The 14,434-nt window shown below is 66.4% G+C and carries 12 protein-coding genes and 1 pseudogene; 8 read left to right on the forward strand and 5 right to left on the reverse strand.

The window, feature by feature from the left end:
* Nucleotides 1-1,564: 1,564 nt before the first annotated feature.
* A pseudogene (locus tag AU187_RS26065) lies at nt 1,565-3,931 on the forward strand (cation-translocating P-type ATPase); the annotation flags it as partial.
* 92 nt (nt 3,932-4,023) lie between these two features.
* Here AU187_RS26065 and AU187_RS26070 read toward each other — a convergent pair.
* Nucleotides 4,024-4,191 (reverse strand): Rv1535 domain-containing protein, encoded by a 168-nt coding sequence (locus AU187_RS26070; RefSeq protein WP_353612203.1) that lies wholly within the window; start codon nt 4,189-4,191, stop codon nt 4,024-4,026.
* Nucleotides 4,192-4,212: 21 nt separating this feature from the next.
* On the opposite strand from AU187_RS26070, the gene AU187_RS21240 reads away from it, so the two are divergent.
* The 5 genes from AU187_RS21240 to AU187_RS21260 all read left to right on the forward strand — a co-directional run bounded on the left by AU187_RS21240 (nt 4,213) and on the right by AU187_RS21260 (nt 7,063).
* Nucleotides 4,213-4,485, forward strand: coding sequence for a hypothetical protein (locus AU187_RS21240; RefSeq protein WP_059101007.1), 273 nt, complete (start codon nt 4,213-4,215; stop codon nt 4,483-4,485).
* A gap of 100 nt (nt 4,486-4,585) precedes the next feature.
* Nucleotides 4,586-4,798, forward strand: coding sequence for a three-helix bundle dimerization domain-containing protein (locus tag AU187_RS21245; RefSeq protein WP_059101008.1), 213 nt, complete (start codon nt 4,586-4,588; stop codon nt 4,796-4,798).
* A gap of 60 nt (nt 4,799-4,858) precedes the next feature.
* Nucleotides 4,859-5,704, forward strand: a complete 846-nt coding sequence (locus AU187_RS21250; protein WP_059101009.1) for a mycofactocin-coupled SDR family oxidoreductase — start codon at nt 4,859-4,861, stop codon at nt 5,702-5,704.
* A gap of 105 nt (nt 5,705-5,809) precedes the next feature.
* Nucleotides 5,810-6,073: a hypothetical protein gene (locus AU187_RS21255; RefSeq protein WP_059101010.1), complete on the forward strand. Its 264-nt coding sequence runs from the start codon at nt 5,810-5,812 to the stop codon at nt 6,071-6,073.
* A gap of 225 nt (nt 6,074-6,298) precedes the next feature.
* Entirely contained in the window at nt 6,299-7,063 is a 765-nt protein-coding gene (locus AU187_RS21260) for an SDR family NAD(P)-dependent oxidoreductase (RefSeq protein WP_059101011.1), read from the forward strand.
* Nucleotides 7,064-7,426: 363 nt separating this feature from the next.
* Here AU187_RS21260 and AU187_RS21265 read toward each other — a convergent pair whose 3' ends face one another.
* Together AU187_RS21265 and AU187_RS21270 are read right to left on the reverse strand one after the other, a co-directional pair.
* Nucleotides 7,427-8,155, reverse strand: a complete 729-nt coding sequence (locus AU187_RS21265; RefSeq protein ID WP_059101012.1) for a YwaF family protein — start codon at nt 8,153-8,155, stop codon at nt 7,427-7,429.
* A 15-nt stretch (nt 8,156-8,170) separates the two neighbouring features.
* Nucleotides 8,171-9,757 carry a serine hydrolase domain-containing protein gene (locus AU187_RS21270; protein WP_059167249.1) on the reverse strand — a complete coding sequence of 529 codons (1,587 nt, stop codon included), beginning with the start codon at nt 9,755-9,757 and terminating at the stop codon, nt 8,171-8,173.
* A 183-nt stretch (nt 9,758-9,940) separates the two neighbouring features.
* Here AU187_RS21270 and AU187_RS21275 point away from each other — a divergent pair, with 183 nt between their 5' ends.
* Together AU187_RS21275 and ponA2 are read left to right on the forward strand one after the other, a co-directional pair.
* Nucleotides 9,941-10,753 (forward strand): DUF1906 domain-containing protein, encoded by an 813-nt coding sequence (locus tag AU187_RS21275; RefSeq protein ID WP_059101013.1) that lies wholly within the window; start codon nt 9,941-9,943, stop codon nt 10,751-10,753.
* A 150-nt stretch (nt 10,754-10,903) separates the two neighbouring features.
* On the forward strand, nt 10,904-13,426 hold the full coding sequence (ponA2, locus tag AU187_RS21280; protein ID WP_059101014.1) for a transglycosylase/D,D-transpeptidase PonA2: 2,523 nt from the start codon (nt 10,904-10,906) through the stop codon (nt 13,424-13,426).
* 78 nt (nt 13,427-13,504) lie between these two features.
* Here the strand turns inward: ponA2 and AU187_RS21285 are convergent, their stop codons facing one another.
* Together AU187_RS21285 and AU187_RS21290 are read right to left on the reverse strand one after the other, a co-directional pair.
* On the reverse strand, nt 13,505-13,756 hold the full coding sequence (locus tag AU187_RS21285) for a hypothetical protein (protein WP_059101015.1): 252 nt from the start codon (nt 13,754-13,756) through the stop codon (nt 13,505-13,507).
* A 125-nt stretch (nt 13,757-13,881) separates the two neighbouring features.
* On the reverse strand, nt 13,882-14,385 hold the full coding sequence (locus AU187_RS21290; protein ID WP_059101016.1) for a DUF2505 domain-containing protein: 504 nt from the start codon (nt 14,383-14,385) through the stop codon (nt 13,882-13,884).
* Nucleotides 14,386-14,434: the final 49 nt, after the last annotated feature.

Raw genomic sequence — 14,434 nt, forward strand, 5'->3', positions numbered from 1 at the left:
TGCCATCCGCGCCGAGGACGGGGTGCGCACCGTCGGCTTGAACCATGCCCTGTCCCGGGTGGTCGTCACCGTCTCCGACGATGGGCCGGCGATGGAGCGGCTGTGCGGATTGGTCGCCGAGGTCGAGCGCGGGGTCGGGGCCGACGCCGACCTGCCCACCGAGCTGCCCGCCGACGGCATCGTGTTGGCCGGCAAGGTCATCGCGGCCACCGCGAATGGCGTTGGTCTGTGTACCGCGGTTGCCGGCCGGGCGTTGATGTGGCCGGCGTTGCCCGCCGGTCTCGTGGCCGCGGTCACGCTCGTGGACTATCAGCCGCGCCTGCGGGAAGTCGTCGAACAACGACTCGGCCGCAGCGCGGCCGACACCGCCATCGCGCTCGCCGCCGCGACGGTGTACACCGTGACAGAGGCACCGACCTCGTTGGCCGTCGAGACGGTCCGGCACCTCTACCAGGTTGGGGAGGCGCTGGCCGGCTCCCGCGCCTGGGAACGTCAGGAACCGGCGATCGCACCCTATGCGGATGATCCCGATGCCGGTGCGCGTCCCCAGCGCCCCCGTCCCGCGCCGCCCGGCCCCGTCGAGCGCCACGCTGACCGCACCGGCATGGCGCAGGGACTGGCCGCGGCCGCCGTGGGCCTCTTCAGCCGCAACCTCAACACCGCCGCTACCGCAGCGGTGGTCTCCACACCCAAAGCCGCGCGTAACGCCCGCGAAGGGTTCGCCTCCGCCCTTGGCCGCGGACTGGCGGACAACCACAACATCATCGCGCTCGATCCGCAAGCGATTCGGCGCCTCGACCGCGTCGACGCCGTCGTCCTCGATCCTCAAATCCTGCTGACCGGCGAACTGCGAATCGGTCGGCTGCGCGGCATCTCCGATCGCGACCGGGCCGCGGCGTGGCAGTGGGCTCGCGAGAGCCTGGAGCGGGGCGACTTGGGCGTCGGTTGGCAACGCGCACCTTTGCGCAACAACGGCAGCGCCAATGGTGCCGCGACGGCCGAGGTGCTGGTTCGGCACGTGCATCACCCATTGGCCGCGAGTGTGCTCGGCGAAGTTCGTCGAGCAGGCGCCGAACTGATCTCGGTGCAGAGCGACGAACTCGACGACCTACGACCATCTTTCGACGAGCTGTATCCGCTCGACGGTCCCGTCGACGCCGCGCTGCTGGGCGCCGTCATCGCGCTACAGGGTGAGGGACGCACCGTCGCTGTCATCGCTACGCATGCGCCGCAGGCGCTTTCGGCCGCAGACGTGGCGGTCGGGTTGATCCCCGACGACGGTCCGCCCCCGTGGCACGCCGATCTGCTCGCCCCCGACCTCGACGCCGTGTGGCGGGTCATGCATGCCCTGCCCGCCGCGCGCCGGGCGAGTAAGCGAGGCGTGGAACTCGCGACCAGCGCCTCCATGTTGGGCGCCCTGCTCATGATCCCCGGCGTGCGGGGCCGCGGACCCGGACCGGTGACAGCAGGCGCCGCCGCCGGCCTGACCACCGGTCTCCTGCTCGCGCGGGGCGCCCTCAACGATCAGACCCCGACCCCCGCCACCGTGTACGAGTGGCATGCGATGTCCCCCGATGAGGTGCGGGACACGCTGCCGCAGCCGAAGCGCGAAGCGGCTCAACGTAAGTCGCGAGTGGCATCTGCCGCCAGCACGTCGGCCAACGTGATTCCCCTGGTGGCCGGGCCGCCGCTTCGGCTTGCCAGGGACTTGACGGTTTCGCTGCGCCAGGAGTTGTCGGACCCGTTGACACCGATACTCGCCGTCGGATCCGCGGCTAGCGCGCTACTGGGATCACCGGTTGACGCGATCTTGGTGGGCTCGGTGTTGGCGGGCAACTCGCTTCTTGCTGCCTCGCAACAGGTTCGGGCCGAACGGCTGTTGAGCCGCCTGCTGGCCGTGCAGGTACCGCCGGCCCGGCTCGTCACCGACGACGGCTACGAGACCATCGATGCGGCGCAATTGCGACCGGGCGATCTGATCGAGGTCAGACCCGGGGAGGTGGTGCCCGCAGACGCGCGGATCGTCGAGGCGACCGATGCCGAGCTCGACGAGTCGTCGCTGACCGGTGAGTCGCTTCCGGTGCCGAAACGGGCCGCCGCCACACCGGGCGCCACGCTGGCCGAACGCAGCTGCATGCTGCATGGCAGCACGACGGTGGTCGCGGGAACGGCGGTGGCGCTCGTCACCGCGGTCGGCGACCAAACGCAAGCAAGCCGGGCGGTGCATGTTCAGTCGGCCGAGAAGTCGGCGGTCGGCCTGCAGGCGCAACTGCGTGACCTGACCGATCGCGCGCTGCCGTTGAGCCTCGCGGGCGGAGCGCTCGTCAGCGGGCTCGGACTGCTGCGCATGGTGCCTCTTCGCCGAGCGGTTGCGAGCGGCGTGGCCGTCGCGGTGGCTGCAGTGCCGGAGGGCATGCCGCTGGTGGCCACGTTGGCGCAGCAGACGGCTGCACGCCGGCTCACCAGGGCCGGCGTGCTTGTTCGGACACCACGTTCCGTGGAGGCGCTGGGCCGCATCGATGTCGTCTGTTTCGACAAGACGGGAACGCTCAGCGAGAACCGGCTGCGGGTCACGCAGGTACACCACGCCGACGGCGTCACGCGCGAGCAAGTGCTCGATTGCGCGGCGCACGCCACTCCGGCGAAAAACGGCCATCGTCATGAACACGCCACCGACGCGGCCGTCGTCGAAGCGGCCGGCGACCAGTACCGACCGGATCCGGACGCGACCTATCTGCCGTTCCGGTCGGGCCGGCCCTTCTCCGCGTCGCTCATCGACAGCGAGCTGTCCATCAAGGGCGCCCCGGAGGTCGTCCTGGCCGCGTGCACCGGTCTCGACCCGAAGGCCAAGCGGACGGTGCATCAGATGGCGGGGTCGGGTCTGCGCGTCATCGCCGTGGCTCGTCGCTCATTGACAAAGCAACAGGCACAAAGGGCCCGGCGAAGCGATGAGGCACTGATCGATCTCTGCGACAAGGGTTTACAGTTCGTCGGGCTGCTGGGCCTGTCGGATACCCCTCGTGCAGAGTCGGCGTCGTTGTTGGCCGCGTTGCAGAAGCAGGATGTCGGGGTCAGGCTCATCACCGGCGACCATCCGGTCACGGCGACGGCCATCGCCGCCGAACTGGGGATGCCGGTGACGGCCGACCAGGTCATCAGCGGCGGGGACTGGGAAGCGCTCTCCCGACGGGGCCAGGAGCGGGCGGTGCGCGACGGCTTGGTGTTCGCGCGCATGACGCCCGAGCACAAGGTGCAGGTCGTGCAGACGCTGGAACGCATCGGCCAGGTGTGCGCGATGGTCGGCGACGGCGCGAACGACGCGGCGGCGATCCGGGCAGCCACCGTCGGGATCGGAGTGGCCTCGAGGGGCAGCGATCCGGCGCGCACCGCCGCAGACGTGATGCTGCTCGACGGGCGCATCGGCTCGCTGCTCGATGCGCTCGACGAGGGACGTCAGCTGTGGCGGCGCGTGCAGGCCGCGGTGTCCGTGTTGTTGGGGGGCAACGCCGGCGAGGTCGCGTTTTCTATCGTCGGGTCGGCGCTGACCGGAAGGTCCCCGCTCAACACCCGCCAGTTGCTGCTGGTGAACATGATGACCGACGCGCTGCCCGCGGCGGCCCTGGCCGTGAGCCCGGCGAGGCCCAACGGCGAGAACGGTCACGGTCCAAACCACGCCGCCATCTGGCGCACGGTGGCGATCCGGGGCACGACGACGGCGGCGGCCGCCACGTCGGCATGGCTGATGGGCGGCTTCATCGTGGCGCCGCGTCGGGCCTCGACCGTGGCATTGGTGGCATTGGTGACGACGCAGTTGGGCCAGACGCTCATCGATTCGCACAGTCCGCTCGTGGTGGCGACCGCGGTCGGGTCGTTGGCCACGCTCGGCGCCCTCATCAGTACGCCGGGCGTCAGCCAGGTCCTCGGATGCACACCGCTGGGCCCGCTGGGTTGGACGCAAGCGCTCGGCACGGCGGGCGTGGCGACCGCTGCGGCCGGATGTGCACCCTGGGTGCTGCGCCGCGTTCAGTCCTCGATCTCGACGACGCCGACGCGCCACAGCACGGCATACAGTTCACGAAGCGGGATCGCGAACAAGCCGGAGACGACGGTCAACGGGTCCGAGGAGGTTTTCACACCGGTTGTGGACACGCCTCCGACGGTCCGCACATCGAGCGTCCAGACGTCGAACACGCCATGACGGGAGGTTAACGAATGGCCGAATCCTCACGAAACGCCGCGACCCACCGCGACGCCGTCGAGCGGGTCCGTCACGCTCAGACGTTCTCGGTGGATTTGCCGATCGTCGGTCGGGTTCGCATCCCGCGACCCGAACAGCTCGCGTTCTACGGGGCACTGGGAGCGCTCGCGGCAGTGGAAATCATCGAGTGGCCAGTCGCTTTGGCGTTGGCCGCGGGCCACGTGCTTCTGCAGAACGAACACAGCCGCGTCGCGCAGGAGATCGGCGAGGCCTTGGAGGACGTGTAGCCGACGGCGTGGACGAGCGACAATCTTGCCGTCCTCGTCGTGATGGGAATCATGTGGCCGCGGCTTGACCGATTAGCCCTGCTAAGCGCACGATCACAGAGTGATCGAGTTGAGTGAACAGCAGATCCTGGAGCAGATCGCCGACCGGCTCACTGGGACCTATCCCGGCGTTCCCGTCGATGCGGTGTCGCGGCTCGTCCACGAACAGCACGCGCGCTTCGAGGGCAGCCGCATCCGCGACTTCGTCCCGCTGTTCGTGGAGCGGCATGCGCGAGCCGAATTGAACAAGGTGAGCAGCTCGACCGCGGTGTAGCGTTCTGCGCGCCGGGTCGTCCAGGGCTCGCGTCTACCCCGCATAACGTGAAAGGCCCGCATGGCAGACGAGAAGGTCGGCAGAGTCGCCGGCAAGGTCGCCTTCATCACCGGCGCGGCGCGTGGTCAGGGCCGCGAACATGCGATCCGGCTCGCCGAGGAAGGCGCCGACATCGTCGCGGTCGACGTATGCGAGGACATCGACGCTGCCGGATACCCCGGGCCCTCCGAGGCGGACCTGGACGAAACCGCGGCACTGGTCGAGAAGTCGGGACGGCGCATCGTGACCGCCAAAGCCGACGTACGCGATCTGGCAAGCCTCCGCTCGGCCGTCGACCGCGGAGTCAGTGAAATCGGCCCGCTCGACATCGTGGTGGCCAATGCCGGCATCAGTGCCAGTCCGGCCCCTGCCGCGATGATCGAAGAGTCCGCATGGCAGACGATGCTCGACATCAACGTGACCGGCGTCTGGCACACCGTGGCGGCGGCCTTACGGCACATGACCAACGGCGGTGGATCGATCATCTTGGTCAGCTCGATGTTGGGCTTGCGCGGCGGCGGCTACATGGCCCATTACGCATCCGCGAAACACGCCGTGGTCGGTTTGATGAACTCCCTCGCCAATGAGCTTGCGCCACAATGGATCAGGGTCAACTCGATTCATCCCGGCAACATTCTGACGCCGATGATCGACAACGACCACTTCCGTCGCACGGTGCGACCGGACCTCACCGATCCGACGATGGAGGACGCCACGCAGGTGATCGGTCACTTCCATCTGCTGCCGAAGCCGGTGATCGAGGCGAGCGCCGTGAGCAACGCCGTGCTGTTCCTGGCTTCCGATGAAGCGCAGTACATCACCGGGGCGGCGCTGCCCGTCGACGCCGGCGCGGTCGCGAGATTCTGACCAAGGCGACCGCCGGAGAACTTTGGGATCGGTAGCCACTTCCGCTGGATGTACTTCTGTCACGACGACGCCACCCGGGCGCCGTGATGACGAGAAGGATCAGCAATGAACATCGTGCCCGCCCGCCTCCAGGAACAGATCAACCGAATCGACCGCACGTACAGCCTTGTCATCGGTATCTCCGCAGGCCTGACCGCGCTCTGGTCCTTCTACCGGGTCTTCTGGCTGTTCTACACGGCCGCGACGTTCTCCAGCGTCGGGTGGTCGCCGGTTTCGTTGATCGTCCCGCTCCTGCTGTGGGTCGTGTTCGGCACCGCCGCAGGGGTTGTGGCCGCCGCCTTTCTACTTCGCTACGCCAAGCAACCCTGACCGCGACCGAACCGAAGGGGACGCAGCCATCGCCGCGTCCCCTTCGCGTGAGGAGACGCAAAGTGTCCGCTTATCAACGGATTTCGAGACAATTCACGTCTGGTCGGCATCGGCACCGGCACCCTCTCCACTGGGGCTGCCCTACCGCCCTGCCAACGCCACCATCCTGACGCACTACGGTTGTCCGATCGGAGCCGACCACGACAGATCAGGAGACCGTCGGAGATGACGATTCTGGACCACTTCCGACTCGACGACAAAGTCGTCGTCATCACCGGCGCATCGTCCGGCCTCGGCGTCTCGTTCGCCGAGGCGTGCGCCCAAGCCGGCGCCGATGTGGTGCTGGCCGCCCGGCGCATCGAAAAGCTTGATGCGACAGCTGAACTCGTCCGCGCAGCCGGTCGGCGTTCGCTCAGCGTCCAGACCGACGTGGCGGATCCCGACCAGTGCGCCGCGCTCGTCGATGCGGCGATGCAGGAGTTCGGTCGTGTCGACGTCCTGGTCAACAACGCCGGCGTCGGCACCGCGGTACCCGCTGTCAAGGAGACTGCCGAAGAGTTCCGCACTGTCATCGACGTCAACCTGAACGGCTCGTATTGGGCCGCTCAAGCATGCGGGCGGGTGATGGCGCCGGGCAGTTCGATCATCAACGTCTCGAGTGTCTTGGGTCTTACCACCGCCGGGCTGCCACAGGCGGCCTACAGCGCAAGCAAGGCCGCGGTTCTCGGGCTCACCCGCGACCTCGCCCAGCAGTGGGGCGGACGAAAAGGCATCCGTGTCAACGCCCTGGCCCCAGGCTTCTTCAAATCCGAGATGACCGACGAATATGCGCCGGGATACCTGGAACGCACAGTGTCCAGCCGCGTGGTGTTCAACCGGGTCGGTGAGCCGCATGAACTGTCGGCGACGGTGGTTTGGCTCGCCTCTGACGCCAGTGGCTATGTCACCGGTCAAACCATCGTTGTCGACGGCGGTGTGACGATCACATAGCGCGACTGCGCCGCTAACACTTCTCACTCGCTTTGGTCACGAACAGCCAACGCCCATCCCCAGCCGGCGATGAAGGTGATTTGATCGGGCCAGCGGCTCGATCAGACGACGGCCCGGAAGGTTGTTCATGGGTTCGTTCGGACCGCCACATTCAACGGCCCTGCTGCTGGCGGTCGCCATCGTCGCCGCGCTCTGTGGGTTCACCGCATCGGCTGCGGTGCGCCGTAACAAGCGACGCACGCGGAACGTCTTTCTCCTGGGCGCGCTTTGTGGATTCGTGGCGGGCGTGACACTGCGCAGGCGGGTCAGGATCGGCAATCTGTTGAAGGCGGCCTTGCGTGGGCCCGGGGGCCGCTGCATGACTCAAGCCACGCTTGCTCTCTCGGCGGCATTCTTTCGCATCCGCTCCCACGGCCAGGTCATCAATGCCCACACGATAAGGACGATCGCTACTTCGACCAGCAGATACACCGGCCACGGACCTAAGACGTCCAACAAGGACGCGGTCGGTGGTTTTCTGTTCAGGTAGCCGTAATTGGTCCCGACGATCGCGTTGAAGACGAACGTCGAAGCTGCCCATACCAGCGTGACGACGACCACGAAACGGTAACTGCGCCAACGTGGACGCATGCCTCTGCCCCAGGTGAGGTAGATGGCCGCCCACACGGCGAAGACGTGAAGCACGAAGAACGTGACGAACAGGTGGTGGGGAAAATCCGGCGCACCCTCTTCCGGTGTGCCCACGTCAGGTGTGATCAACGCCTGCGAGCTCAGCACCAGGCACCAGTAGTACGTGAGCGCGAACGCCCAATGCCGTTGCGACCAAAGCGCGTAGGCGGCCGTCAATTCCGCGATGTCACACAGCTGGATCGGCACCGAGGTCTGGACATCTGGCCGGATCAGTTTGTAGACCAACGCCACCAAGAAGGCCGCCAGGATCAGGAGCGCGAAGATTCGGCCGAACACCCGGGCCTGGGCTTCGCTCTGCCGGCGTCCAATCCAGACCAGAAGCGCAGCGCCTATGGCGAACACCGCGAGCACGACCAGATGCGACGGCCCATACGCCGCGAATTCACGTTCTGCGTGCAACATCCGACACTCCGTCTTTCAGCGTGGCCTGGGGGCAGGCGGCGAAGGCGTAGCCGGTGGTGTGCTGCCGTAAAGGCCGAGGGTTTGCGCGGCTACCGTGGCGAGTTGGCCTTGCAGGTCCGAAACCGGTCGACTGCCGCGAATATGGATGGCGTTCGTGAGAAGGATGACGTAGGTGTTCGATCCCGGGTCCATCCAGATAGAGGTTCCGGTGAATCCCGTGTGACCGAAGCTACCGACGGGAAAGACCAAGCCCCGCGGCCTGGAATGACCGGTGTCGATGTCCCAGCCGAAGCCGCGCAAATCTTGGCCCATGATCGCCGGATACGGCTCAGGCACCGCTGAATTCGAGTTCGATGCCTCGAGAACGGCTCTTCGAGCGGCGTCGTTCGCCGCTTCGAGTTGCTGAGATGCATGCCCCGGCTGCTCGGGAGTGGTCATCAACTTCAGGGTCGCCTGCTTCAGCGGAAACTTGCTTGGGCGGCCCGCCAACCGGTCGAGCAGAGCCTGTGCGTAGATGCTCAGATCCCGCGCCGTCGAGAACACACCGGCATGCCCGGCCACTCCGCCCATGCGGCGCGCCGTCGGATCGTGGACGGTGCCGCGTAGCAGGCGATTGATATCTGGATTTTTGCTCGGGTCGGCTCTGCTCTCCTCATCCAGTGCTGTCGGTGCGATACGCGGCAGAAGGCCGGTGCTCCAGGTGCCCGCGGGACAAGCGGCTGGTATGCGGGGTTCGGCCGCGGGGGCCCATGCAATCGCAGCTCCTCTGATCTCGTGCGGGCCACATGCTTTGGCGGGGGGAAGGTAGCGAGTGTCGCTCATGCCAAGCGGCACAAACACATTGCGGTGAACGTAGACGTCTTCCGCCTCACCGGTGACCTGTTCGATCAGCGCGCCGAGGAGAATGAAGTTGATATCGGAGTAGCGAAACACCTCGCCGGGCATCGACTGCAGCGGTGTGGTGAGCGCACGACGAAGACCTTCTGACTTGTCGGCTCCGTCGAGCCCCCACGGGTCTCTCAAATCGATATCGCCCGCGATGCCCGACGTGTGCGTGAGCAGCATGCGAACCGTGACCCGCGCGCGCTGAGGGTCGTTCGCCTCGTTGAAGCCGGGCAGATACGTCTGGACGGGCTCATCGAACCCAACCTTGCCTTGTTCGTACAGCTGCATGACGGCAGTCGCCGTTGCAAGGCATTTGGTCAAAGACGCGAGGTCGAAAATCGTGTCCTCGGTCATCGGCTCGGCAGGTGCGGGCGCTCCGTCCAGCCCCGGTTCACCGGCAAGCTTGCGCGAGCCGTACGCCTGGTGCAAGACGAGCCTGCCGCCATGCCCCACCGCCACCACGGCGCCCGGCATCCTGTGGGCGGCGACCGCGTTGTGCATCAGGACCGAAACTGCCGAGAAGTCCGGCGTGGGAACCGCAGCCGGCGTCGGCGACGGTCGTGGACTGATGACCGTCGTGGAGTGGTTATCGGTTGCGGCCGGTGGCTCCGACCGGCCGCACGCGGAAGGCGCTGCGGCGGTGAGCAGGACGGCTGCCACCACAATGGCCCTCCCCACAGATGACCGACCGAACCGGGCGAGTCGGTCTGCTGACATGACCACCTTGTCGGTCGAACGTGCGTGCCACGACATCGCTACCAGCCTCGTGATTGCCATCAGCATAGGGCGAAGGCAACCGCTTCAGAACCGAATCCGAACCGCGCCGCCCGGTGTTTCGTGCCCGGGTGGGAATCCGCCAACCGGCATCCCGGGCAGCCACCGTGTTGTTACCATCGCGCCGTGCACGACTCCCCGGCGACACCTGGTCGCGGCGGAGGGCCGTCTCGTTCACGTCGCGAAGTCCTCAGGTACGCCGTCTCCGCGCCTGCTCTGTTGGTTCTCGGGACCGCGGGGGCGGCCATTCGTACGCCGGAGGCGTCGGCCGAATCCCTCAGGCTGGCCGATTTTGCGACGCGGTTGGCCCCGGCAGATCAGCTCAAGGCGGCCGGCTTCGACGGCGCCCTCGTTTACGTGTCCGAACTGCGGCCGGGTGCGGACTTCGACTTCAAACCCGTCACCCGCGAATATGCCGATTCGCTGCGTGCGGAGGGACTTCACGTCGTCAGCTGCTATCAGTACGGCAAGCCGGGTTGGCCGACCCCGTCGGACTACACCCGCGGGTACGAGGGCGGCGTGGCGGACGCCCAGACAGCGCTCCGTCTGCACGGTGCCGCCGGAGGTCCGGATTCGGCGCCGATCTTCTTCAGCGTCGATGAGGATATCGACCGCGACACCTGGGACAGTGTGGCGGTCGAGTGGTACAGAGGGATCAATTCGGTGCTCGGCGCACATCGCACCGGCCTCTACGGGCACTCGCGGGCGTGTTCGTGGGCGATCGAAGACGAGGTGATCGGGCGCTCGACCTCCGAGGGCCACTGGTGGGCCTGGCAGACGAAGGCGTGGTCTGGTGGTCAGCGGGAGTCCAGGGCGGTGCTCTACCAAGCTGTGGTGATCGGCCCGTCCGAGCCGGGTGTTCCCGTCGGCGACACACACGTGGACGAGAACGAGGTCCTTGCGCCCGACTTCGGGCAGTGGGGCCTTGACAGAGCTTGACGAACAAGCGTCGGCCGTCGTCCGTGGAAGAGGTCCTGGCCAGCACCGATGACGCTGCCCGCCGTCGGTCCGGCCACATTTTCGCCACATCGCGGTCAATAATCGGCGGGGGAACACTCGCGGCCGATTCCGATTTAATACTCTGCTGACATGCCGGAGCGTCTACCGGCCGGGGGGACGGTCGCAAAGCTGGGACTGTGCTGCCTGCTGGCTGGTGTGTTGGCGGCGGCCATGATGTTTCCGTTCGCCGGCGGGTTCGGGCTGCTGTCGAATCGCGCCTCGGACATAGTCGCCAACGGGTCGGCCCAGCTGGTGGAGGAAGACGTCCCGCAGGTGACGACGATGGTCGACGCCGCAGGTCGACCGATCGCCTGGCTGTACAGCCAGCGGCGGTTCGAGGTGGCGACCGATCAGATCGCCAACACGATGAAGCTGGCGATCGTGTCGATCGAGGACAAGCGGTTCGCCGAGCACGCCGGGGTGGACTGGCAGGGCACGCTGACCGGCTTGTCCGGCTATCTTTCCGGCAACCTCGACACCCGCGGCGGATCGACCATCGAGCAGCAGTACGTCAAGAACTTCCAGTTGCTGGTGACGGCCCAGACCAACGCCGAGAGGCGCGCCGCGGTGGAGGTGACACCCGCCCGCAAGCTGCGCGAAATGCGGATGGCGCTGACGCTCGACAAGACGTTCACCAAAGCCGAGATCCTCACCCGCTACCTCAACCTCGTCGGCTTCGGCAACGGGGCATTCGGGGTGCAGGATGCGTCTCAGACGTACTTCGGCATCAACGCGTCGCAGCTGAATTGGCAGCAGGCGGCGCTGCTGGCCGGCATGGTTCAATCGCCCACCTCGCTGGACCCTTACATCAATCCCCAAGGCGCGCTGCAGCGTCGCAATCTGGTGTTGGACACCATGATCCAGCACCTTCCTCAGCGTGCCGACGAGCTTCGCGCCGCCAAGTCCCAGCCGCTCGGTGTGCTGTCTTCGCCCAAACAGCTGCCCGGCGGATGCATCGCCGCAAACGACCGCGGGTTCTTCTGCGAATATGTGCTGGCCTATCTCGCACGTGCCGGTATCAGCAAGGAACAGGTTGCGCGCGGCGGATACCTGATTCGTACCACGCTCGACCCGAAGGTCCAGGAGTCGGTCAAACGCGCGATCGACAAGGTCGCGAGCCCGACGCTGGAAGGCGTCGCCAGCGTGATGAGCGTCATCAAGCCGGGCAAGAAGTCGCATCGCGTGCTGGCGATGGCCAGCAACCGGACGTACGGCCTCAACGACGACGCCGGCGAAACGGTGCAACCGCAGCCGTTCTCGCTCGTCGGCGACGGGGCGGGGTCCATCTTCAAGATCTTCACCACCGCCGCGGCGATGGAGATGGGCATGGGAATCAACACTCAACTCGCCGTTCCGGGCTTCTTCCAAGCCAAAGGGCTGGGCAGCAGCGATACGCCGGGTTGCCCCAAGGAGACCTGGTGCGTACGCAACGCGTCCAACACCTACCCCGGCTCGATGAATGTCACCAACGCACTGGCCACCTCGCCTAACACCGCGTTCGCCAAGTTGATTCAACAAGTCGGAGTGCCCCGCGCGGTAGACATGGCCGTTCGGTTGGGGCTGCGCTCGTATGCCGTTCCCGGAACGGCGCGTGCATATGACCCGACAGGCAACGAAAGTCTGGCTGACTTCATCAAGAAGCAGAACGCCGGGTCGTTCACGCTGGGACCGTTCCAGCTCAACGCACTCGAATTGTCCAACGTGGCAGCGACTTTGAGCTCTGGCGGCGTGTGGTGCCCACCGTCTCCGATCGACAAGATCGTCGACCGCGATGGCAAGGAGGTCACATTCACCACGGAGAGCTGTGACCAAGCCGTGCCGGAGGGACTGGCGAACACGCTGGCGAATGCGCTGAGCAAGGACGACAAGGGTGGCGGCACGGCGGCGGGCGCGGCCGCTTCGGTGGGCTGGGACCTGCCGCTGTCGGCCAAGACCGGCACGACCGAATCCCACCGGTCCTCCGGGTTCGTCGGCTTCACCAACCAGTACGCGGGCAGTGTCTACATCTTCGACGACTCCAACTCGCCGTCCGAGATCTGCTCGTTCCCGCTACGGAAGTGCTCGAGTGGCGACCTGTACGGCGGTAACGAGCCGGCACGCACCTGGTTCGAGGCGATGAAGCCGATCGCCACCGATTTCGGCGAGGTGCGTCTTCCGCCGACCGATCCCCGCTACGTCGACGGCGGACCGGGTGGCGAGGTGCCCGACGTGTCGGGCATGAACGTCGAAACCGCCCGCCAGCGGCTGCGAGATGCCGGTTTCCAGGTGGCCGAAAAACCGACGCCGGTCAACAGTTACGCATCGTATGGTGCCGTGGTGGGCACGACCCCGAGTGGTCGAACCATCCCCGGGTCCGTCGTCACGATCTACACCAGTAACGGGGTCGCGCCCGCGCCGCCGCCGCGGCGGGAAGAGCCGCCGCCTCCACCGGGTGCGCCGGGTGGCCCCCCGCCTCCTCCGGTGAATCCGATGATCGTGCAGATCCCGGGGTTGCCGCCCATCACCGTGCCGATGATGGGCCCGCCACCGCAGGGTGCACCGCCACCACCACCGGGACTTCCGCCGCCGCCACCGCCACTGCCGCCGCCACCTCCACCCCCGCCGCCGCCGTAGGGCTTGTGCAGGGGTGCCGAATCCGCAGTGGATCTGTCGTTCGCTAGTCGGACGAGTAGAGCACTTCGGGTCTCGGAATCACTCGCGGGAAAGTTGGTCGGAATCTGCGAACAGGAGATTCCCCTCATCGGAGATCACCGCCCAGCGTCGGGCAGGATCGGCGAAATGGTTGGTTCCGATGTCCACCGCTGCCGCCGCCATCTCGCCGAAGTCCTCGACGATGACGCCGTGAATTTCGGTGTCTTTGCCCGGGTTTACGCGGACGCGGACGTCCACCGCGAACTCCGAGTCGTCGTTCTGCTCGCGATCAGCAGCACCTTTGTCAGCCACTGTCTCCCCCTGACAACCGTCAAGTGATCCCCGAGAAGGTCAGTGAATCACGATCTTTGCCGCCCGACCACGCAATTGCGGTTTTCCATCCCTCCCGCTTCCCTGCATGGCCGTGGGCGACGGCGTCAGGCACGCTCCTTGATCCACTTCATGGCCATGCGCAGCATCTCGGGTGTCTGATCGGCCAAGTGGCGACCGAAATAACTCTCGAGCTTTCCTCCGACGATCGGAACTTTGATTTTGATGGTTCCACTGCACATGATGCGCGCGCCGTCGCGCGACGGCACCATCACAACGGTGCTGTGCGCGGAGCCCGGTGCGCCGCGGGCGTGAACGTGTACCTCCCCGCGCACTTCTACCCCGCGATCCAGAATCCACGTCTCGTCCTGCACGAGTTCCAGACCACGGGGATAGAGTTTGCTCAAGAAGCCGGGTAGAACTGCGGTCCGTAGATTCTGGACGACCCTCAGCCGTACGTCGCCGTTCGCATCGACGGCGAATGAGTCGAGTTCGGTCGTCTCACTGTGTGGCGCGATGTGCTCCAGCCAATAGTCCCGCTCGGAGAATGCGGCGTGAATCTGTTGCACAGTGACCGAGGATTCGACAGAGCAGTCGAACGACCGAGGCATGCCAGGAAGGCTATCGCCGTCGACCCGCGCGCGGCACGCGAGGCCGGTA

The organism is Mycobacterium sp. IS-1556, assembly GCF_001499985.1.
GTDB lineage: Bacteria > Actinomycetota > Actinomycetes > Mycobacteriales > Mycobacteriaceae > Mycobacterium.

What these genes read in the sequence shown, in the direction of transcription:
- AU187_RS21240 (WP_059101007.1), top strand. Translation starts at nt 4,213, where the DNA reads ATGGCCGAATCCTCACGAAACGCCGCGACCCACCGCGACGCCGTCGAG.
- AU187_RS21250 (WP_059101009.1), top strand. Translation starts at nt 4,859, where the DNA reads ATGGCAGACGAGAAGGTCGGCAGAGTCGCCGGCAAGGTCGCCTTCATC.
- AU187_RS21255 (WP_059101010.1), top strand. Translation starts at nt 5,810, where the DNA reads ATGAACATCGTGCCCGCCCGCCTCCAGGAACAGATCAACCGAATCGAC.
- AU187_RS21260 (WP_059101011.1), top strand. Translation starts at nt 6,299, where the DNA reads ATGACGATTCTGGACCACTTCCGACTCGACGACAAAGTCGTCGTCATC.
- AU187_RS21265 (WP_059101012.1), bottom strand. Translation starts at nt 8,155, where the DNA reads ATGTTGCACGCAGAACGTGAATTCGCGGCGTATGGGCCGTCGCATCTG.
- AU187_RS21270 (WP_059167249.1), bottom strand. Translation starts at nt 9,757, where the DNA reads ATGTCAGCAGACCGACTCGCCCGGTTCGGTCGGTCATCTGTGGGGAGG.
- ponA2 (WP_059101014.1), top strand. Translation starts at nt 10,904, where the DNA reads ATGCCGGAGCGTCTACCGGCCGGGGGGACGGTCGCAAAGCTGGGACTG.
- AU187_RS21290 (WP_059101016.1), bottom strand. Translation starts at nt 14,385, where the DNA reads ATGCCTCGGTCGTTCGACTGCTCTGTCGAATCCTCGGTCACTGTGCAA.